General features: G+C 65.4%; 16 protein-coding genes and 1 pseudogene. 9 read left to right on the top strand and 8 right to left on the bottom strand.

Annotated features, from left to right (window positions below):
- The first annotated feature begins 11 nt into the window (after nt 1-11).
- On the top strand, nt 12-1,421 hold the full coding sequence (locus tag FLL57_RS05990) for an FAD-binding oxidoreductase (protein WP_142882393.1): 1,410 nt from the start codon (nt 12-14) through the stop codon (nt 1,419-1,421).
- Nucleotides 1,422-1,445: 24 nt separating this feature from the next.
- Here the strand turns inward: FLL57_RS05990 and FLL57_RS05995 are convergent, their stop codons facing one another.
- On the bottom strand, nt 1,446-3,515 hold the full coding sequence (locus tag FLL57_RS05995; RefSeq protein ID WP_142882394.1) for a c-type cytochrome: 2,070 nt from the start codon (nt 3,513-3,515) through the stop codon (nt 1,446-1,448).
- Nucleotides 3,516-3,699: 184 nt separating this feature from the next.
- Nucleotides 3,700-4,299, bottom strand: coding sequence for a TIGR00730 family Rossman fold protein (locus FLL57_RS06000; RefSeq protein ID WP_013503189.1), 600 nt, complete (start codon nt 4,297-4,299; stop codon nt 3,700-3,702).
- A 197-nt stretch (nt 4,300-4,496) separates the two neighbouring features.
- On the opposite strand from FLL57_RS06000, the gene FLL57_RS06005 reads away from it, so the two are divergent.
- From FLL57_RS06005 to FLL57_RS06040, 8 genes and pseudogenes are all read left to right on the top strand, one after another.
- On the top strand, nt 4,497-6,494 hold the full coding sequence (locus FLL57_RS06005) for an ABCB family ABC transporter ATP-binding protein/permease (protein ID WP_047308500.1): 1,998 nt from the start codon (nt 4,497-4,499) through the stop codon (nt 6,492-6,494).
- A gap of 45 nt (nt 6,495-6,539) precedes the next feature.
- Nucleotides 6,540-7,241 (top strand): annotated as a pseudogene (locus FLL57_RS06010) (phosphatidylserine decarboxylase); the annotation flags it as partial.
- Between the two features lie 75 nt (nt 7,242-7,316).
- On the top strand, nt 7,317-8,195 hold the full coding sequence (gene pssA, locus FLL57_RS06015) for a CDP-diacylglycerol--serine O-phosphatidyltransferase (protein WP_142882396.1): 879 nt from the start codon (nt 7,317-7,319) through the stop codon (nt 8,193-8,195).
- Nucleotides 8,196-8,486: 291 nt separating this feature from the next.
- Entirely contained in the window at nt 8,487-9,260 is a 774-nt protein-coding gene (locus tag FLL57_RS06020) for a motility protein A (protein ID WP_013503185.1), read from the top strand.
- A gap of 28 nt (nt 9,261-9,288) precedes the next feature.
- Nucleotides 9,289-10,110 carry an OmpA/MotB family protein gene (locus FLL57_RS06025; RefSeq protein ID WP_013503184.1) on the top strand — a complete coding sequence of 274 codons (822 nt, stop codon included), beginning with the start codon at nt 9,289-9,291 and terminating at the stop codon, nt 10,108-10,110.
- 193 nt (nt 10,111-10,303) lie between these two features.
- On the top strand, nt 10,304-10,630 hold the full coding sequence (locus FLL57_RS06030) for a rhodanese-like domain-containing protein (RefSeq protein ID WP_041807969.1): 327 nt from the start codon (nt 10,304-10,306) through the stop codon (nt 10,628-10,630).
- Between the two features lie 22 nt (nt 10,631-10,652).
- Nucleotides 10,653-11,810 carry an aminotransferase gene (locus tag FLL57_RS06035; protein WP_142882397.1) on the top strand — a complete coding sequence of 386 codons (1,158 nt, stop codon included), beginning with the start codon at nt 10,653-10,655 and terminating at the stop codon, nt 11,808-11,810.
- A gap of 7 nt (nt 11,811-11,817) precedes the next feature.
- Nucleotides 11,818-12,933: a polyamine ABC transporter substrate-binding protein gene (locus FLL57_RS06040; RefSeq protein WP_142882398.1), complete on the top strand. Its 1,116-nt coding sequence runs from the start codon at nt 11,818-11,820 to the stop codon at nt 12,931-12,933.
- Between the two features lie 13 nt (nt 12,934-12,946).
- Here FLL57_RS06040 and FLL57_RS06045 read toward each other — a convergent pair whose 3' ends face one another.
- The 6 genes from FLL57_RS06045 to FLL57_RS06070 form a co-directional block, all read right to left on the bottom strand.
- Entirely contained in the window at nt 12,947-14,848 is a 1,902-nt protein-coding gene (locus FLL57_RS06045; RefSeq protein ID WP_235677220.1) for a B12-binding domain-containing radical SAM protein, read from the bottom strand.
- Nucleotides 14,849-15,244: 396 nt separating this feature from the next.
- Nucleotides 15,245-16,177 carry a lipid A biosynthesis lauroyl acyltransferase gene (locus FLL57_RS06050; protein ID WP_013503179.1) on the bottom strand — a complete coding sequence of 311 codons (933 nt, stop codon included), beginning with the start codon at nt 16,175-16,177 and terminating at the stop codon, nt 15,245-15,247.
- Nucleotides 16,177-17,199: a zinc-binding dehydrogenase gene (locus FLL57_RS06055; RefSeq protein ID WP_013503178.1), complete on the bottom strand. Its 1,023-nt coding sequence runs from the start codon at nt 17,197-17,199 to the stop codon at nt 16,177-16,179. Before FLL57_RS06055 ends, FLL57_RS06050 begins: the two co-directional genes overlap by 1 nt.
- 96 nt (nt 17,200-17,295) lie before the next feature.
- On the bottom strand, nt 17,296-18,576 hold the full coding sequence (locus tag FLL57_RS06060; RefSeq protein ID WP_142882400.1) for a beta-ketoacyl-ACP synthase: 1,281 nt from the start codon (nt 18,574-18,576) through the stop codon (nt 17,296-17,298).
- A 10-nt stretch (nt 18,577-18,586) separates the two neighbouring features.
- Complete coding sequence (locus FLL57_RS06065; protein ID WP_142882401.1) at nt 18,587-19,795, bottom strand: beta-ketoacyl-ACP synthase; 1,209 nt, start codon at nt 19,793-19,795, stop codon at nt 18,587-18,589.
- A complete protein-coding gene (locus FLL57_RS06070) occupies nt 19,788-20,258 on the bottom strand; it encodes a 3-hydroxyacyl-ACP dehydratase FabZ family protein (protein ID WP_013503175.1) in 471 nt (156 codons plus the stop codon). The genes FLL57_RS06065 and FLL57_RS06070 overlap by 8 nt, the downstream gene beginning before the upstream one ends.
- Between the last annotated feature and the right edge of the window lie 2 nt (nt 20,259-20,260).

The raw sequence follows: 20,260 nt of genomic DNA on the forward strand, positions 1-20,260 counted from the left end.
GGGAGCGGCCGATGACCCAGGATATCGTCGGCACACTCCGGACCATCGTCGGCGACGGCGGCGTGCTCGAGGCCGCCGAGCTGTCGAAGCGCTCCGCCGGCACCTATCGGTTCGATACGCTGAAAGCCGCGGCGCTGGTGCGGCCGACCTCGACGCAGCAGGTGTCGGAGATCCTGCGCTGGTGCCACGCCAATGGCGTTCACGTCGTCACCCATGGCGGCCTGACCGGCCTCGTTCACGGCGCCGATGCCGAGCCCAGCGAAGTGATTCTGTCGCTGGAGCGGATGCGGACGATCGAGGAGATCGATCCGAAGCAGCGCACCGCCGTGGTGCAGGCCGGCGTGCCGCTGCAGGCGCTGCAGGACGAGGTCGACAAACACGATCTGGCGTTTCCGCTCGATCTCGGCTCGCGTGGCACCGCCACGCTCGGCGGCAATGCCGCCACCAATGCCGGCGGCAACCGTGTGATCCGCTACGGCATGACACGCGAGATGATCCTCGGCCTCGAAGTGGTGCTCTCCGACGGCACCGTGCTGTCGTCGCTCAACCATCTGATCAAGAACAACGCCGGCTACGATCTGAAGCAGTTGTTCATCGGCTCGGAAGGTACGCTCGGCGTGATCACGCGGCTGGTGCTGCGGCTGCGCGAAAAGCCGCTCGCCACCAACATGGCGTTCGTCGGCCTCGACAGCTTCGATGCGGTGGCGAAGTTCCTGAAGCACTGCGACCGCGCCCTCGGCGGCACGCTGTCGGCGTTCGAGGTGATGTGGCAGTCGTTCTACCGGCTGGTCACCAGCCCGCCCGCCAAGGGGCAGCCGCCGATCGGGCAGGACCACGCCTACTACGTGCTGGTCGAAAGCCAAGGCTCCGATCAGGAACTGGACGGCCAGCGCTTCACCGCGGCAATGGAGGCGGCGCTGGAATCCGGGCTGATCGCCGACGCTGCGATCGCGCAATCGGAAGAGGATTGCCGCTCGTTCTGGGCGCTCCGCGACGATGTCGGTCAAGTGCTGCAGGGCGGCATGCCGATCGTGTTCGACGTCTCGCTGCCGATCGCCGCGATGGAAGGCTATGCCGACACCTTACGCGAGACGCTGGACAGCGAGATCGGAGATCACCGGCTGTGGATCTTCGGTCATCTCGGCGACGGCAATCTGCACGTCGTCGTACAGGTCAAGCCGATGGAGTATCTCGCGCTGCGGCCGAAGGTCGAAGCATTGGTGTACCGGCCGCTCGCCGCCTGTAACGGCTCGGTCTCGGCCGAGCACGGCATTGGCCTGGAAAAGAAGCCGTATCTCTATGTCAGCCGCAGCGCCAACGAGATCGCACTGATGCGCACGCTGAAGCAAGCTCTCGACCCCAAGGGCATTCTCAATCCCGGCAAGATCTTCGACCCTGGGCCGATGCTCGGGGCACGATGACGGGACGCGTAGCGGTCGCGGCGATCAGTAGCGCGCGTCCTTCGGCTTCGGATCCTTCGGCCAGTCCTTGACCTTGCCGGCGAAGTCGGGCCGGTCCATCTGGCTGAAATAGGCGGCGACGTCGATCGCTTCCTGGTCGGTCAGCTCACCCTGGCCGAGCGGGAATTTGTCGTGGCTGGCGATCGGCATGTTGCGCTTGACGAAGGCGGCCGCCGTGTAGGTCCGGGCCATGCCGGCGCCGATATTGAACGAGCGCGGTCCCCACAGCGGCGGATACACCACGCGGCCGGCTGCGTCCTTCAGCCCTTCGCCATCGTTGCCGTGACACACCGCGCAGCGGGCGACGTAGATCTCCTTGCCGTTGTCGAGATTTGGCACCAGCGACTGATCCACCTTGCCGACGCCGCGGCCCGGCACCTTGTCTTGCGGCTTGGTCGAGCCCTGCATCCAGTCGAAATACGCCACCATCGCCTTCATGTCGGGACCGTCGACCGGCAGCGGCTTGCCGTTCATCGAGCGCAGGAAGCAGCCGTTGATGCGGTCCTCCAGCGTGATGACCCGGCCGGCACGCGGCGCATAGCTCGGGAAGAACGCCGCGACGCCGACATACGGACTGCCGTCGGCGACGGTGCCGGCGTTGAGATGGCACGAGCTGCAATTCAGATCGTTGCCGACATGGTTGGGCAGCAGCGTGTGGGTCTCGGCGTTGAGCCGCATCCCGCGCACCAACTGCTCGGCGTTCGGCTGCGACAGGATATCGGCGATCCGCGGCGTCTCGAACCGCGAGGTGTCGATCTTGGGATCGAGCGCGGCTCGCGCGGCTGCGATCTCCGCGACGGTGACGGCGCCGGCGCCGCCGCCCCAGCTTGCGCGCACGAAGCTCAGGATGTCGGCGATCTCGCGATCGGCGAGGCGGGCGAAGGACGGCATCGTCCACACCCGCGGATACGCCGCGGTCGGAGTCGTCTTCCAGCCGGTGAGGGTGATGTGTACCAGCGTCGCCGGATCATTCGCCGCGATCGTCGGGTTGCCGGCGAGCGGCGGAAACACGCCGGGAACCCCGGCGCCGTCGCCGCGATGGCAATCGGCGCAGAATTGCGTGTAACCGAGTCCGCCGGGTGTGGTGTAGGTGGAGGCCGGCACTTCGGCCACGGCGACCGCCGGCGCCGGCCGGTCGGTCGGCAGCGCCTTCAGATAGGTGGCGATCGCGGTGAGATCCTGATCGGTCATGTGCTGGGTCGAATGCCGGATCACGTCGGTCATGCCGCCGGCCGCAGTGGCGAAGCGGTTCTGACCGGTCTTCAGCATCTGAACGGTGTCAGGCACGGTCCACAGCCCGCGCAGGTTCAGCGCATTCCAATGTTCGACCTTGGCGCCGGCGAGATAATCGCGCCCGTTCGGTCCGGCGTCGCTCATCGCCTTCTCCTGGAAGGCGATGCCGCGCGGGGTGTGGCAGGCGCCGCAATGACCGAGGCTCTGGACCAGATACGCGCCGCGATTCCACACCGCATCCTGGTTCGGCTCGGGCTTGAACGGCGACGCGTCGAGGAAGGCGACATTCCAGAACGCCAGCCCGATCCGCATGTTGAACGGGAAGCTCATTTCCGGCGCGCGATTGGCCTGTGCCACCGGCGCGAGGCCCTGGGTCAGGTACGCCCACAGCGCCACCATGTCGTCGCTGCTGATCTTGGCGTAGGACGGATACGGCATCGCCGGATACAGATTGTGCCCGTCCGCGGCGACGCCCTTGCGCATCGCGCGGTCGAACTCGCCGAACGACCAGTTGCCGATGCCGGTGTCGCGATCGGGCGTGATGTTGGTCGACCACAGGCTGCCGAACGGCGTGTCGAGCTTGAGGCCGCCCGCCATCGGCGTGCCGCCGGGGGCGGTGTGACAGGCGACGCAGTCGCCGGCCTGCGCGATGTATTCGCCGCGCTTGATCAGATCGGGATCGGCCTTGACCGCGACCGCCTCGAGCCTGGCGTCGATGGCGGGCGGCTGGATCATCCACAGCGCCGCACCTCCGATCACGATCAGCGCCGAGGCGGCGAGAAAAGCCAGGGTCTTGGCGGTGCCGCCGCGGGGATGGGACATGTCAGACTCGATTCAAGGTTTGTTGCGGTGCGACGCTAGGCGCGTCGCCGCCTCGCCTCAACTCGGGCCGACTCCTTAGATCTCAACGGTTTGTCGGAAAGGTGTGAGGTATCTCGTTACGAGTAGACTGGTACCCGAGCCGATATGGTGAGCGGCAGCTCGACAGCAGCAGGGCGCTTGCGGCCTACAGCCTCTCGGCGATCTCACGCGGCATCGCGCGCGCAGGCGTGGGCGCCGCTGCGGCTCGCAGCATCGGCAGAATCTCTGCCACCTCGTTGGCTTTCAAAATTTCGACCGAGAGCGACGGTCGGATGAAAGCGGTGGCGCGCATGTGCGCCAGCAACTCCAGCAGCGGCTGCCAGAAGCCGTCGATGTCGGCGATCAGGATCGGCTTGGTGTGGCGGCCGAGCTGCTGCCATGTCATCTGCTCGACCAGTTCTTCCAGCGTGCCGATACCGCCTGGGAGCGCCACGAAGGCGTCGGAGCGCTCGAACATCAGCCGCTTGCGCTCGTGCATGTCCTCGGTGACGATCAGCTCGGAGACGCGGTCGAGCGCGATCTCCTTGGCGCTGAGGAAACCGGGGATGATGCCGGTGACCGATCCTCCGTGATCGAGCACCGAAGTGGCCACCGCGCCCATCAGCCCGATTGCGCCACCGCCGTAAACCAGCCCGACGCCATGGTCGGCGAGTTCCTTGCCGAATGCGGTGGCGGCTTCGAGAAAACGGGGATTGCTGCCGGGCCCGGAGCCGCAATAGACGCAGACGGTCTTGATCTCGCTCATGGGGCGGATGTGGCACCGTGCGATGACAGCGTCAAGACGGGGCGCCGCCATGTCCCTGCAACAGTCTGTTATGTCGTAAAGAATCGCCGCTTCAGGGTGCACGGCGAAGACGAAACACTATATGACAGGCGGACTCGGCGGACCACTTTGGTCGCCAGTCCGGATTCGGCCCTCGGACTTTTCTCAGGCACTTGTTGATGGCTCACCCCCACTCGCATTCGAGCAGCGGCTCTCCTGTCGCGATTCCGGAAGACGCGACGGCGCAGAAGGCGACGCTCGGCGGCACGCTGCTGCATTTGTGGCCGTATATCTGGCCCGGCGACCGCTCGGACCTGAAGATGCGGGTGGTGTGGTCGATCGTGCTGCTGATCGTCGCCAAGGCGGCGACGCTGGTGGTGCCGTTCACGTTCAAATGGGCGATCGACGCGCTGACCGGCGCCGATACCGCGCCGATCGAGCCGTCGAACTGGACGCTGTGGCTGATCGCGTCGCCGCTGGCGCTGACCGCGAGCTACGGCCTGGTGCGGGCGCTGATGGTGGTGCTGACGCAATGGCGCGACGGCGTGTTCGCCAAGGTGGCGATGCACGCGGTCCGCAAACTCGCCTATCGCACCTTCGTGCACATGCACGATCTGTCGCTGCGGTTTCACCTCGAGCGCAAGACCGGCGGGCTGACGCGGGTACTGGAGCGCGGCCGGCTCGGCATCGAAGTGATCGTCAGGATGGTGATCCTGCAACTGGTGCCGACGATCATCGAGCTGTCGCTGGTGATGGCCGTGCTGCTGTGGCAGTTCGACTGGCGCTACGTCGCGACCGTGATGGTCACCGTGGTGTTCTACATGCTGTACACCTACAAGGCGACCGAGTGGCGGATCGGCATCCGCCGCCGCATGAACGATTCCGACAGCGACGCCAACCAGAAGGCGATCGACTCGCTGCTCAACTACGAGACGGTGAAGTATTTCGGCGCCGAGGAGCGCGAGGCTAAGCGCTACGACAAGTCGATGCGGCACTACGAAGACGCCAGCGTTTCGACCTACACGTCCCTCGCGGTTCTCAATGCGGGGCAGGCGGTGATCTTCACCTTCGGGCTGACGGCGACGATGCTGATGTGCGCTTCCGGAGTGCGGAACGGCACCAACACGGTCGGCGACTTCGTGATGATCAACGCGATGATGCTTCAGCTCTATCAGCCGCTGAACTTCATGGGCATGGTGTATCGCGAGATCAAGCAGGCGATCATCGATATCGAGAAGATGTTCGCGGTGCTGTCGCGCAAGCCCGAGGTCGAGGATCGGGCCGGAGCCAAGCCGCTCGCGGTCGAAGCCGGCACCGTTCGGTTCGAGGACGTGCGGTTCGCCTACGATCCGTCGCGGCCGATCCTGAAGGGCCTCAATTTCGAAGTCCCGGCCGGCAAGACCGTGGCGATCGTCGGACCCTCGGGGGCCGGCAAGTCGACGATCTCGCGGCTGCTGTTCCGGCTGTACGACGTCTCTGGCGGCCGGATTACGATCGACGGTCAGGACATCCGCGACGTCACCCAGACCTCGCTGCGCTCCGCGATCGGCATGGTGCCGCAGGACACCGTGCTGTTCAACGACACCATCCGCTACAACATCCGCTATGGCCGCTGGGACGCCACCGACGCCGAGGTGGAGGAGGCTGCCAAGACCGCGCAGATCGATGCCTTCATCAAGGCGTCGCCGAAAGGTTACGACACCGAGGTCGGCGAGCGCGGCCTGAAATTGTCCGGTGGCGAGAAGCAACGTGTGGCGATCGCGCGAACCGTTCTCAAAGCGCCGCCGATTCTGGTGCTGGACGAGGCGACCTCGGCGCTCGACAGTCATACCGAGCACGAAATTCAGGGCGAGCTGGAGCGTGTGGCACAAAACCGCACCTCGCTGGTGATCGCGCACCGTCTGTCGACCATCGTCAGCGCCGACGAGATCATTGTGCTCGACCAGGGCCGGATCGCCGAACGCGGCACCCACACGCAATTGCTCGCCGCGGGCGGACTGTACGCCAGCATGTGGAACAGGCAGCGTGAGGCCGAGGAAGCGCGCGAACGGCTGGCACTGATCGGCGATGAACAGCCGCCGATTCGTCAACAGGAGACGGAGGACCTTCCTCCGGATTCGTCCGGCCGGCGGACCAAGCCCGACGATGATCTGGCAAGTTCTGCCGCGGCGGAGTAATCGTGTTGCAGCGCCCGCCAAAAGGCTTTCGAAGTTAGGGGACCTCCGATGTCCATCGTCAATTCCGTCCGCGCCCAGATCCCGCCGATTCACCGGGAGGGCTATCCGTTCGTCGGCGGCTTCGCGCTGGCGACCCTCATTCTGTTCTGGATCTGGTCGCCGCTCGGCTGGATCGGCACCGTGCTGACGATCTGGTGCGCCTATTTCTTCCGCGATCCGCCGCGCACGACCCCGGTCCGCGACGGGTTGGTGGTATCGCCGGCCGACGGCCGGGTGTCGATGGTGGTCGATATCATCCCGCCGCCGGAGCTGGGTCTCGGCGCCAAGCCGTTGCCGCGGGTCTCGATCTTCATGAGCGTGTTCAACTGCCACGTGAACCGCAGCCCGGTGGCCGGCCGGATCGAACGGATCGTGTATTCGCCGGGCAAGTTCGTGAACGCCGAACTGGACAAGGCGAGCGAAGACAACGAGCGCAATTCGATGGTGCTCTCCACCGAACACGGCCAGATCGGCGTGATCCAGATTGCCGGGCTGGTCGCCCGGCGGATCGTGTCGTTCGTTCGCGAGGGGCAGCCTCTGGTTGCCGGCGAGCGATTCGGCCTGATCCGGTTCGGCTCGCGGCTCGACGTCTATCTGCCCGAGGGCACCAAGCCGCTGGTCGCCGAAGGGCAGACCGCGTTCGCCGGCGAAACCGTGCTGGCCGACCTCAAGGGCAGCGACGCTGGCCGGACGTTCCGGACCGATTGAAGATCGCGCGGGGCTGGCCCGAAGGATGCCATGATGGCCGATCAGGATGGTGGTTCCGAGACGAGAGCGAAACCGATGCCTTTCGATCTGAATTCCCCTGAGACGCCGCGGCGCAGGTTCGGGCCGATCCCGGTCCGACTGCTGGTGCCGAATGTCATTACCCTGCTGGCGATCTGCGCCGGCCTGACCGCGATCCGGCTGGCGACCGAGGGGCGGATGGAACTGGCGGTCGCCGCCATCGTGTTCGCGGCCGTGCTCGACGGCATCGACGGCCGGGTCGCCCGGATGATCAAGGGGCAGTCGAAATTCGGCGCCGAGCTCGACAGTCTGGCCGATTTCGTCAATTTCGGCGTCGCGCCCGGCCTGATCCTGTATTTTTGGCAGCTCCACGACCTCAACAATGTCGGCTGGATCGCCGCGATGGTGTTCGCAATCAGCGGAGGGCTGCGTCTGGCGCGTTTCAACGCCACCATGGACGATCCCAACAAGCCGGCCTTCGCCGCTAATTTCTTCACCGGGGTGCCGGCGCCGGCCGGCGCGATCACCGTGTTGCTGCCGGTCTATATGGGCTTCCTCGGCGCTCCGACCCCGCCTGCGGTCCTGACGGCCGTCTATACGCTCCTGATTGCGTTCCTGATGGTGTCGCGGTTGCCGGTGTTCTCGGGCAAGGCGGTGCGGCTGCGGGTGGCGCCCGAGATGGTGCTGCCGGTATTCGTATCAGTGGTGCTGTTTGTCGCGCTTTTGATCGGCTACCCGTGGCACATCCTGTCGGCATGCTCTGTGCTCTATCTGCTCAGCCTGCCGGTCGGCTGGCGGTCGTATCGCGATCATCAGCGCAACGCGGCCGCGCAGACCGCCAAGGCTGACGTCCCCTCGGGAGCCGGCCAAAAACCGACCCTGGTGGTCAACGACCCGGTGCCACGCGATGACGACCGGCCGGCGCGGCTGAACTGAGGCATTCGCGCGCGCGAGCCGCCGGGAGAACCCGCGGCCATGGTGATCAGCACCGCGCCGTCGGCGCAGCCATCGGCGCTTCCGGACCTCGGAGAATAACCAGGGCGCCGCCGAAGAAGTGAATAGTTCGTTGCCGCGCGCCATGGTTACCGCGGCGGCAATCACGCCAGCGCCCGGTTAACTTTACGCGTCTTTAATGGCGGCTGCTTACGGTGAGCCGGCGCAGCACAGAATTCGCTGCGCCGCCGCCGGCGCGGGCCGGCGCGTGCGTGTGCGTGTCGGAGTACAAGAATGGATCTCGCCACACTCCTGGGCCTGGCCGCGGGCGCTGCCGTCGTGTCTTCGCTCATTCTGATGGGCGGCAATTTCGGGATGTTTTACGACATCCATGCGGTCATTGTTATCTTCGGTGGTTCGTTCGCTGCGACGCTCATCCGCTTTCCGCTGTCGGCGATGCTGCATGGCCTTCCGCTCGGCGCGAAGTTTGCGTTCACGATGAGCAATCTGTCGGCACGTGACCTGGTCGACGAACTCGCCAACATCGCCGAGATCGCCCGCAAGTCGGGGCCCGTGGGACTGGAAAAGGTCGAGGCCGACGATCCGTTCCTCGCCAAGGGCATCCGCTACGTCGCTGACGGCTACGACATCGAGTTCATTCGCGACAATCTCGAGCGCGACCGCGACAACTTCCTGCTGCACCTCAACGAAGGCTCGAAGATCTACCGGGCGATCGGCGACTGCGCGCCGGCGTTCGGCATGATCGGGACGTTGCTCGGCATGGTGCAGATGTTTTCCAACATGTCCGATCCGTCCAAGCTCGGCCCGTTCATGGCGGTGGCGCTGCTCGCGACCTTGTACGGCGCCGTGGTGGCGAACCTGATCTGTCTGCCGATCGCCGACAAGCTGCATGGCAAGCTGGTCGACGAGGAAACCAATCGAACGCTGATCATCGACGGCATTCTGATGATCCGTGACTCCAAGAGCCCGACGCTGGTCAGAGAGATGCTGCTTGCCTATCTCCCTGAAAAGCATCGACATGAAGAGAACGAGAGCGTCCCAGCTTAATCGGCCGAAGCATCCCGGATAGCGAGCGATGGCCAAGAAGAAGCGCGAGGAGGCACACGGCGGTCACGGCTGGTTCGTGACGTTCGCCGACCTGATGGCGTTGCTTCTGGCGTTCTTCGTCATGCTGGTGGCGTTTTCGACCCAGGATACGCAGAAACTGAAGATCGTCGCCGGCTCGATGCGCGAGGCGTTCGGCGTGCAGTCCGACGCGCGCTATTCCGGCATCATCGAAAACGACGGTCTGCCCACCCGCGGCAAGGTCAAGAATACCGAACACGTCAATCCGGAGCTGTCGACTGCCAAGCCGTCGCCCGGCGAGGTGACGCGCGACGAAGGCATCAACACCAAGGAGGATCGCGAGTTCGCGCTGGCCTCCGCGTCGCTGCGGCAGGCACTCCAGAACATGCCGGAAATCGCCGAACTGTCGAAGAACATCATGTTCGAGGAGACCAAGCAGGGGCTCAACCTCGAGATCATGGATCAGGACGGCCGCTCGATGTTCGCCGACGGCTCGCGGGTGCCGTTCGAGCGCACCCGCCTGCTGCTGCAACGCCTTGCCGTTCCGCTGCGGGCCACGCCGCTGCGGATCTCGATCGTCGGTCACACCTCGTCCGGCCTGTTGCCGGAACGCAGCGACTACAACGGCTGGGATCTGTCCTCCGACCGCGCCAATTCGGTTCGCCAGATCCTGGAGCGGGAAGGTCTGCCGGGCTCGCATATCTTCGCTGTGACCGGCAAGTCGGACAGCCAGCCGTTGTTCCCCGAAGACCCTTCGATCGCCGCCAACCGCCGGGTGACGATCACGCTGATGCGCGAGAGCCCCGCACTGCCGCCCGGCATGAAGCCGTAGCGGCCGTTTGGCCTGCGACGAAATCGGCGATGATTTTCGTCGCGGGTTCGCTTATCCAGCGAAGATGACCACCAACCCGCTACGGAGCTTGATTTTCCTCACGCTAGGCGCAACCCTTGCGGCGCAGTTGCCGAGCATGGTGCTCGTTGTTGCGCTCATCGATCCGGGCAGTGCGATCGCGGGAGAACTGAGAGTGGTGGGCCAGGTTGAAGATTTGACGGCGCAGGACGTTCAGCAGGGCGTCGCCGAAGGACGTTATCTGCTGGTCGATGTCCGGGAGCCGAACGAGGTCGCCGCGGAAGCCTATCCCGACGCCGTAGTTGTACCGCTGTCGACGTTCGACCCCAAGGCGATTCCTGAGCCAAACGGCAAGCAGGTGGTGTTCGCCTGCCGCTCCGGCAAACGCTCGGTGACGGCGTCGCTGGCCGCTCAGTCGGCCGGGCTGCCCTACACCCGGCATCTGGCCGGTGGCATCCTGGGCTGGAAGGCGGCCGGTCTGCCGACCAAGCCGGGCCGCTGATCCGCATCATGACGTCCGTCCGATGAGCAACAAGGTCTTCGCCGATCTGCCGGTCACCGTGTTCGAAGCGATGTCGCAGCTCGCGCGCGACAACGACGCGATCAATCTCGGGCAGGGCTTCCCCGACGATCCGGGGCCGGAGGACATCCGTCGCACCGCCGCCGACGCTGTGCTGAACGGCTATAACCAATACCCGTCGATGATGGGGCTGCCGGAGCTGCGCCAGGCGATCTCGACGCACTACGCGCATTGGCACGGCGTCCAGCTCGATCCGATGACCGAGGTGATGGTGACCTCCGGCGCCACGGAAGCGCTGGCGAGCGCCATCCTGTCGGTGGTCGAGCCCGGCGACGAAGTCATCGTGTTTCAGCCGGTGTACGATTCCTATCTTCCGATCATCCGCCAGGCTGGCGGGATTCCGCGCCTGGTCCGGCTCGAGCCGCCGCATTGGCGGATCACCGAGGAATCGCTGCGGCGGGTGTTCAACGCCAAGACCAAGGCGATCGTCTTCAACAACCCGCTCAACCCGGCCGCGGTGGTGTATCCGCGCGAAGATCTCGAATTGCTGGCGCGGTTCTGCCAGGAGTTCGACGCGGTGGCGATCTGCGACGAGGTGTGGGAGCACGTCACTTTTGACGGCCTCAGCCACATTCCGCTGATCACCATCCCCGGGATGCGCGACCGCACCATCAAGATCGGCTCGGCCGGCAAGATCTTCTCGCTCACCGGCTGGAAAGTCGGCTTCGTCTGCGCCGCACCGAAGCTGCTGCGGGTCGCCGCCAAGGTGCATCAGTTCCTGGCCTTCACGACCGCACCGAACCTGCAGGTCGCCGTCGCCTACGGTCTCGGCAAGAGCGACGATTACTTCCTGGGGATGCGCAAGGATCTCGCCCGCAGCCGGGACCGGCTGGCGCAGGGGCTGTCCAGCATCGGCTTTCCGGTGATCCGCTCCCAGGGAACCTATTTCCTCACCGTCGATTTGTCGCCGCTCGGCCTCAACGAGACCGACGAGGCGTTCTGCAAGCGGATCGTCACCGATTACAACGTCGCTGCGATCCCGGTGTCGGCGTTCTACGAGGAGGAGCCGGTCACTTCGGTGGTACGGTTCTGTTTCGCCAAGAACGATCGGACGCTCGACACCGCCCTCGAGCGTCTGTCGGATGCGGTTCACGGGCGCTAGGGATGTCATGATGCGGGATACGATGCGGCGGCGAGTGCTGACACTGGGCGCGGGGATCGCTCTGTCGGTGTCGCTCACGTTGCCTGGCCGGGCGCAGGACCGCACCGTCAATTTCTACAACTGGTCGAACTACGTCGCGCCGGGCGTCCTGGATGACTTCACCCGCGAGACCGGCATCAAGGTGGTGTACGACACTTTCGACGCCAACGAGACGCTGGAGACCAAGCTGCTCGCCGGCAAGTCGGGCTACGATGTCGTGGTGCCGACCGCGTACTTCCTGCAGCGGCAGATCACCGCCGGCGTGTTCCAGAAGCTCGACAAGTCGAAGCTTCCCAACCTGAAGAACGCCTGGGATTTCGTCACCGGCAAGCTGGCGCTGTACGACCCCGGCAATCAGTTCGCCGTCAACTACATGTGGGGCACCACCGGCATCGGCTACAACGTCGCCGCAGTGAAGCGGATTCTCGGCGAGGGCGCCGTGATCGACAGTTGGGAGGCGGTCTTCAAGCCGGAGAACCTGGCCAAGTTCAAGGAGTGCGGCGTCCATATGCTGGATTCCGCCGACGACATTCTGCCCGCGGCGCTGACCTATCTCGGCCGCGACCCGAATTCCACCAACAAGGACGATCTCGAGAAGGCGGCCGAGGTGGTCGGCAAGGTGCAGCCGTCGGTCCGCAAGTTTCACTCTTCGGAGTATCTGAACGCGCTGGCGACCGGAGAGATCTGCCTGGTGGTGGCTTGGTCCGGCGACATCAAGCAGGCGCAGTCGCGCGCTGCCGAAGCTCACAACGGAGTCGAGATCGGTTACGCGATCCCCAAGGAGGGCGCGCAGATGTTCTTCGACAATCTGGCAATCCCGGCAGACGCCAAGAACGCCGCTGAAGCGCACGAACTGATCAACTTCCTGTATCGGCCGGACATCGCGGCGCGGAACTCGGATTTTCTGTCCTACGCCAACGGCAACAAGGCGAGCCGGGAGTTCATCAATCCGCGGGTGCTGAACGACAAGGCGATCTATCCGGACGATGCGACGCTGGCGCGGCTGTTCGTAATCACCGCGCGCGATCCCGCAACGCAGCGCACCATCAACCGGCTGTGGACCCGGGTGAAGACGGGTCGCTGAGCGGCACGTCCGATCAGAGGTTCGCCACCTTCCGCACCGGTTCGGCGCCGCCGGCCGGTTCGAGATCCCTGAGGTCGAACGTTCCCGGCAGCGCGTGATCCGACCGCCTTTGGCCGACGCCCCGCATCGGGATCGGGCTGACCGGGGCGCGGTCGTGCCGCTCGATGTCGTTGCGGAGCAGCCGCCACGCCCATCCGGCGGTTCGCCGATAGGTGTGGGCCAGCCCGATCATGCCGTAGATCTGCGCGCCGGCGTCGACGATGTGGGCGCGGAATCTCAGCCACGCCCGCCGCCGCATCCGCTTGGCGGGCGAGAAATGCGCGACCTCGTGGGCGGGGCGGGTTTCGGCGCTGGAAAACACGTCGGCCGATTTCGAGAACACCAGCGCACTCAGGAAACGGACCGGGTTGAAGAAGTAGGTGTAGGCGAGCAGCAGATTGAGCTGCTTCATCCACGGCCGAGCGTGCTTCGACGCGACCACGTAGTTGCCGTCCATGATGTGCGGTTCGACCTTGATGTCGCCGGCGCGGCTGAACGCCATGCCGGATTCGAACACGTTCTCGTACCACTTCGACCCGGGGGCGGGGGTCAACATCATCACCTGGGTGGTGATCGAGCCGGCCTTGCGCAGCAGCCTGATCTGATTGATCAGGCCGTAGTTCGATCCCCACGTCACCAGCGGCTGGCTGTCGTGGTGCATCATCATCGGCATCGGCAGGATGTTGTTCTCGCGCAGCAGGCGGAAAGCGAGCTGGGTCTTGTCCTTGTCCTGTGCTTTCTTCACCAGTGTCGCGGTCATGTCCTCGACACCGAGCCATACCGCGGCGAACCCCGCGTCGCGGATCAGCGGCAAGTGATCGCGCATCCCGACGGTGTCATGGACCGTGACCTCGGTGCCGATGCGTACTTTGCAGAACGGTCTTTCCGACCGTTTCCGCGCCAGTGTTCCGGCGATATCGAGCGTGCGTTTGGTGTCGTTGAAGAAATTATCGTCGGCGCCGAAGAAGTGATAGATGCCGAAGGTGCTGGCGATCTGCCCGATCTCCTCGGCGATGCGCTCGCCGCTCTTGGCGCGGAACTGCGACTGGTTGTAGGCCGGGATCGGACAGTACGAACACCTGAACTTGCAGCCGGCAGTCATCACGATGCCGGCGATCGGGCTGTATCGTTTGACCCGATTGGCCGGCAGCGCCTGGCTCGCCAGCGTGGCGCTGTTGCTCGGGGCCTCCAGCAGCTTGTAGCCGTGCACCGGATCGGGAAGCTCGTCGAGATCGCCGAGCAGGCGCTGCACGCCGGTGTCGACCAGTTCCTCGATCGGTCCGTTCCGCGCGGCCGTGCGCGCATAGACGATCCCCGGTACCTCGTCGAGAGCGCCGCTGTCGCGTGCGCGTAGGAAGACCGAGCGCATCGATTCGCCGGAGCTGCGCATCGACAGGAGAACGTCGAGCAGTTCGAGGAACACGTATTCCTCGCCTGTGACCGCGACGTCGGCGGCCCAAGACGCGTTCCGGTCACCGCCGAATACATGCCAGGGCTCGTAGCGAATGCGGGGGCCGCCGACCATGATCAGCGGCCGCTTGTCGGGGGCGATCTGGCAGGCCTCCCGGATCAGCCGATCACATTCGGCCGAATGCAGGTGCATACTGGAGACCAGGAACAGATCCGGAATCCGGCCATCGAGCCGCATCTGCAGCGGGCTGAAGTTCCGGTTCCATTGCTGGAGCACTATTCGTGTCTTGTCGAAGCCGACATCCACCAGTGCCGAACCGATCGCTCGCACACCGCCCGGAGCCATCCGGGTATCGGCGAGAATGAAGGGGAGCACCCTGGTTCGATGATCGAAGGCGTTGACGATGACCGTCGTCAGGTCATGCCGCCCGGAGAGCCCGCGCAGCCGCGATCGTAGCGCCGCCATCTTACCGGGAACCAGGAGTTCATCACCACGGGCTCGCCTTGGAAGTTCCATGTATCCTCTCGATCCAGGTCGACGGCGCAAAGTGATTTGCAGGCGGCACTGTGAGGTTAATACCCGGATGGGTCAAGCTGACCGCCGGCCGCAGCAGTTTCGGCTCCGCCGGTCCTCGGGGGATCGGGGGCTTGGGCGCGCGAGCAATTTGGATCAAGGAAACGAGCGACAGTGCAAACGAGTCGTGATGGCCACGCCGTTGCGGCCCAGAATGTCGATGTCGCAATCGTCTCGATCAGACGTGCTAACCGGAACAAGACCGGCATGGTGCAGCGAAGGAGCTAACTAAGCGGATTTCGGGGGCAGCAGGTTGCCGGTGGCAATAGGGGCCGACTACGCAGTTCGTTACCGCCAACGGCGGTGCAGCCACAGCCATTGCTCGGGCGTTTCGCGGATCCAGCTTTCGATCACCGAGGTGCACGCCTGCATCGTGCCCTGAATGTCGATCCGGCCGTCGGCATCGCGGACCGGCTGGATCTCTTCGGTCAGCTCGGCGCGGAAACGGCCGTCGGGGAGACGGATGACGCGGGCGCCGTGCAGCGGGCATTCGATCTGCCGCAGCAGCTTTGCGAGCAGCGGGTTGGCCTTTGCGGTGCGGCCGAAGAAGGTGACGTCGACGCCCTTGGTGAAGTGCTGATCGATCAGCATGCCGACGTGCTTGCCGTCCTGCAGCGCCTTGGCCAGTTTGAACGGCGCGCTCGATCCGGCGGCGACGAGCTGACCCATTTTCACCGAGCGGATTTCTTCGACGATGCGATCGGCGGCCTCGATGTTCGGGCGGCGATACAGCACCGCGGTGTCCAGACCGTGCGCGACGGCTGCGACCGCCGCCAGCTCCCAATTGCCGAGATGGCTGGCGAAGATCAGCGCCGGCTTGCCGTCGTCGCGCAGCTTTTCGAACAGTTCGAGCGATCGCCCCGTCACCTCGATGCGGCTGCGCTCGGGATGCTCGACATCATAGTCCCACACCGAGTCCAGATGCGCGAATTCCGCCGCGGCGCGGCCGAGATTGTCCCAGACGCCGGCGAGGATCGTTTCGATTTCTTCGGGAGATTTCTCGGGAAATGCTGCGGTGAGATTGTCGCGGCCGATCTTCTGCTCGGGCAGGCGAGGGCCGAACCTGCGGGCGATCGCGCCGAACAGCCGGGCGCTCTTGTCGGGATCGAACTTCCGCGCCAGATGCAGCGCGCCGATCGCCACCGGCCCGACGATCTTGCCAACGACGTCCTTGGCCGCGCGCTGGGCGCGCAGCTTGGCGCGATACAGGGCGACCTTCATCAGAACCGGACGATGATCTTGCCGAACACCTGACGGCTTTCCATCCGCTTCAGTGCGGCGCCGACGTCGTCGAGCGGCACCTCGGTGTCGATCACCGGCAGCATGCCGGCCGCCATCTTGTCGAGACTTTCGGCGATGTTCTTCATCGTCGCGCCGAACGAGCCGAAGATTTTGTACTGCTGCTGGAACAACTGCATCAGGTTGAGGGTGGTGGTCGGGCCCGAGGTCGAGCCGCAGGTCACCAGCCGGCCGCCGCGCTTCAGGCTGAGCAGCGAGCCGTTGAAGGTGTCGGCGCCGACGTGTTCGAACACCACGTCGACGCCCTTCTTCTTGGTGATCTTGCGGCACTCGTGCTCGAAGCGGTCCTGGCGATAGTTGATGACGTGATCGGCGCCGAGCTTCTTGACGCCTTCGATCTTGGAATCGTCGCCGACGGTGGTGATCACCGTGCAGCCGATCGCCTTCGCCATCATGATCGCCACGGTGCCGATGCCGGAGCCGCCGGCGTGCACCAGCACGGTCTCTCCGGGCTGCAGCTTGGCATTGTCGAACAGCATGTGCTGCACGGTCGAGAACGCGATCGGCGCGCAGGCGGCGTCGCGCAGGTCGACGCCGTCCGGCACCGGGATCACCAGCCGCGCCGCGATATTCATCAGCTCGCGCGCGAAGCCGTCGACATGGAAGCCGATCAGGCCGCCGACGTTTTCGCAGAGATTGTCGCGGCCTTCCTGGCACGCCTTGCAGTGGCCGCAGGTCAGCGCCCCGTACATCACGACCTTCTGCCCGGGCTTGAACGCCGTGACGCCGTCACCGACCGCTTCGATCGTGCCGGAGGCCTCGGCACCGACCACGATCGGCAGCTTGCGCTTGACGAAGGCCATGCCGCGATAGCCCCACACGTCGATGTGGTTCAGCGCCACCGCGGCGATGCGGACCTGCACCTCGCCAGCCGCCGGGGGCGGGGGGGACGGCAGGTCGGCGACCACGAGATTGCGGTCGGCAACGAGGGTGAGCGCGCGCATGGGGTTCGTCCGAACGGTTGGAGGCTTGCGCCCTGCGTATCGCCGCTGGCGGCCGCGGCGTCAACCGCGGCGGCCGGAACTGCGACTCGCAGGCGACTAGGCCGGTTCGCGGGTCAGGATCAGCGAGGCGTTCTGGCCGCCGAACCCGAACGAGTTCGACATCACCGCGGTGACGCGGGCGTCGCGGGCCTGATTGGGCACCACATCCAGCGGGATCGCCGGATCCGGCACGTCGTAGTTGATGGTTGGTGGAATCCGCTGATGCTCCAGCGTCAGCAGCGAAAAGATCGCCTCGACCGCACCGGCGGCCGACAATGTGTGACCGACCATCGATTTGTTCGAGGATACCGGGATCGAACCGGCGCGGTCGCCGAACACGCTGGAGATGCCGTGATACTCCATCTTGTCGTTCTCGGGCGTGCCGGTGCCGTGCGCATTGATGTAGTCGATCTGATCGACACTCATCCCGGCATCGGCCAGCGTCTTGTTGATGCAGCCGATGATCGGCTTGCCGTCCGGGCTCGAGCGGGTGCGGTGGAAATTGTCGGCGAGTTCGCCACAGCCTGCGATGACGCCGAGGATCGGGGCGCCGCGCGCCACCGCCGACTCGTAGCTCTCCAGCACCAGCGCGCCGGCGCCTTCGGCCATCACGAAGCCGTCGCGGTTCTTGGCGAACGGCTTGGATGCGGCCTGCGGCGGATCATTCTGGGTCGACAGCGCCGATAGCAGCGAGAACCGGATCAGCGCTTCGGCGTTGACCGAGCCGTCGGTCGCGACGCACAGCGCTGCATCGGCTTCGCCGCGCCGGATCGCTTCGACGCCGAGCTGAATCGCGCTCGCGCCCGAGGCGCAGGCGGTCGACAGCGAGATCGGCGAGCCCTTGGTGCCGAAGGTGTCGGCGAGATGATCGGCGACCGAGCCGAACAGGAAGCGCCGATGATATTGCGAGAACGCGCCGCCGCCGCTGACGCGGAGCAGGGCGTCGTAGTCGATCGCGGTGTTGGCGCCGGTGGCGCGCGCCAGCTCCTGGCGCGGCAGCCATTCCAGCTCGACCGGCGCGACCGCGAGAAACAGCGGGCCGGGGAAGTCGCCTTTACGGCCGATGCCCGACTGCGCGATCGCCTCTTCGGTGGCGAGGTCGGCGAGCATCTCGCCGAGCACGACCGAGGAGAACGGCTCGACCGGGACGAAGTCCACGGTGCCGGCCATCGTGCTCTTCAGCCCGTCGATCGGAAAGCGGGTGATGGTGCGGATGCCGGATTCGCCGGCGGTGAGCTTGGCCCAGTTGTCGGTCTTGCCGGCGCCGAGCGAGGTGACCACGCCCATGCCGGTGACGACCACGATCGGCCTGCCGAATTTGTCCCGCGTCACGGTCATTGCGTCCCCCTTACCGAACGGCTTCGACCAGCGCCATGCCTTCGCCGCGCCAGTGGCCCGCCCCGATCACGACTATCTGGTCGGGGGTGGTACCCATTTCAACTTCGAGCCCGGTCGGGTCGTTCGGCGGATACAGCGCGCCGCGCGACAGCGACAACGCCGCGAGCGCGATGCCGAGCGGGAATTGCGCCTCCATCACGTGGCCGAACGGCGTCGCGGTGCCGCGCACCGGCGCGTTGGCGTGATTGCGCAGGAACGCGGTTTCCTCAGCGGTCACCGGCTCGGCGCCGGTCGCACCGGTGATGATCGCGGTCGCGCCGTCGCCCGGGCCGAGCTCAGTCCACAGCTTTTCCAGCGACGTGGTGACGTCGCCGGCGTTGCGGCGGCGCGACTGGTCGGCGACGACGTTCTTCAGCCGCGCATACGGCTTTGCGCCGCGCGCTTCGGCATGTGACTTCGACTCGATCACCAGGAACGCCGCGCCCGAGCCGAGCGCGAAGCCGCCCTTGGGACCGCGCGCGAACACCGGCGCGTAGTGGTCCTTCAGATTGAAGTCGCCGAACTCGTACAGCATCAGCAGGTCTTTGCGCTCGCCATTCTGGGCGGCGCCGATCAGCGCGATGTCGCTCTGGCCGGCCGCGATCCGCGCCAGCGCAATCCGCGCAGCGTCGACGCCGGCTTCCTCTTCGCCCATGAAAGTGCGGGACGAGCCGGTGACGCCGTGCACGATCGCGATGTTGCCGGCGAGCAGATTGGAGAGCTGTGCGAGGAACAGCGTGGGGCGCAGGTCGTTCATGAGGCGCTCGTTGAGCGCGCCGGGCGGCACGGTGCCGTAGCCCTCGGCGTTGAGCACCGCGGAGTCGACCGCGAGATCACGTTCACCGCCGCCAGCGGCAACGATCATGTCCATCCGAGACAGGATTTCGGTGTTGCCCTTGAGGCCCGCCGAGTCGAGCGCGAGTCCGGCCGCGTAGGTGCCGATCCGCTGCCAAGATTCCATCTGGCGCTGATCGCCCTTTTTCGGGATCTGCTTGTCGAAGCTGAGCGGCGCCAGCGGATGCACCACGTAGGGCGAGAAGCCCTTGGTATCGACGTTGACGCGGCGTTCGTTGAGCGCATCCCAATGGGCGTCGAGTCCTTCGGCCAGCGAAGTGGCGAGGCCGATGCCGGTGATCCAGGCTTCGATCGGTTCGGCGCGGGACGTGTCGGTGTCAGCCATGGATCATCTGCTCCGGAAATCCGATTTGCTTCGCCATCGCTTCCATATGCCCACGCAGATCGGGATGCGGAAACGGGACGTGGCGGAAGGTCAGCGTTGCATCGCACGCCAGCTTGCCGCCGCTCTTGATCTTCGCTGCGGTCATGGTGAAGCCGGAGCCTTCGTGCACCACCGAGACGTCGATCGACAGCGTCTCGCCAGGCGTCACGAAGCTGCGCATCTTGGCTTCCTTGACCGCGGCCAGGAACGGCATGCGCTGAAACTGCATCAGCGCGATCAAGAGCCAGCCCGAACTCTGGGCCATCGTCTCGATCAGCAGCACGCCCGGCATCAGCGGATAGCCGGGAAAGTGGCCTTCGAAGATCGTGCTGGTCTCGGGCACCCGTGCCTCGACCGTGATGCTGCGGTCGGCGAGGCGAAGCTCGGCGATGCGGTCGATCAGGTGGAAATATTCAAGGTTCATGG

The organism is Rhodopseudomonas palustris (assembly GCF_007005445.1).
GTDB classification, from domain to species: Bacteria; Pseudomonadota; Alphaproteobacteria; order Rhizobiales; family Xanthobacteraceae; genus Rhodopseudomonas; species Rhodopseudomonas palustris_G.

Excerpts from the sequence above, each read along its gene's own strand:
- FLL57_RS06050 (WP_013503179.1), bottom strand. The coding sequence starts at position 16,177 with ATGAAGGTCGCCCTGTATCGCGCCAAGCTGCGCGCCCAGCGCGCGGCC.
- FLL57_RS05990 (WP_142882393.1), top strand. The coding sequence starts at position 12 with ATGACCCAGGATATCGTCGGCACACTCCGGACCATCGTCGGCGACGGC.
- FLL57_RS06005 (WP_047308500.1), top strand. The coding sequence starts at position 4,497 with ATGGCTCACCCCCACTCGCATTCGAGCAGCGGCTCTCCTGTCGCGATT.
- FLL57_RS06020 (WP_013503185.1), top strand. The coding sequence starts at position 8,487 with ATGGATCTCGCCACACTCCTGGGCCTGGCCGCGGGCGCTGCCGTCGTG.
- FLL57_RS06025 (WP_013503184.1), top strand. The coding sequence starts at position 9,289 with ATGGCCAAGAAGAAGCGCGAGGAGGCACACGGCGGTCACGGCTGGTTC.
- FLL57_RS06000 (WP_013503189.1), bottom strand. The coding sequence starts at position 4,299 with ATGAGCGAGATCAAGACCGTCTGCGTCTATTGCGGCTCCGGGCCCGGC.
- FLL57_RS06065 (WP_142882401.1), bottom strand. The coding sequence starts at position 19,795 with ATGGCTGACACCGACACGTCCCGCGCCGAACCGATCGAAGCCTGGATC.
- pssA (WP_142882396.1), top strand. The coding sequence starts at position 7,317 with ATGCCTTTCGATCTGAATTCCCCTGAGACGCCGCGGCGCAGGTTCGGG.
- FLL57_RS06055 (WP_013503178.1), bottom strand. The coding sequence starts at position 17,199 with ATGCGCGCGCTCACCCTCGTTGCCGACCGCAATCTCGTGGTCGCCGAC.
- FLL57_RS06070 (WP_013503175.1), bottom strand. The coding sequence starts at position 20,258 with ATGAACCTTGAATATTTCCACCTGATCGACCGCATCGCCGAGCTTCGC.
- FLL57_RS05995 (WP_142882394.1), bottom strand. The coding sequence starts at position 3,515 with ATGTCCCATCCCCGCGGCGGCACCGCCAAGACCCTGGCTTTTCTCGCC.
- FLL57_RS06045 (WP_235677220.1), bottom strand. The coding sequence starts at position 14,848 with ATGGCGGCGCTACGATCGCGGCTGCGCGGGCTCTCCGGGCGGCATGAC.
- FLL57_RS06060 (WP_142882400.1), bottom strand. The coding sequence starts at position 18,576 with ATGACCGTGACGCGGGACAAATTCGGCAGGCCGATCGTGGTCGTCACC.
- FLL57_RS06040 (WP_142882398.1), top strand. The coding sequence starts at position 11,818 with ATGATGCGGGATACGATGCGGCGGCGAGTGCTGACACTGGGCGCGGGG.
- FLL57_RS06035 (WP_142882397.1), top strand. The coding sequence starts at position 10,653 with ATGAGCAACAAGGTCTTCGCCGATCTGCCGGTCACCGTGTTCGAAGCG.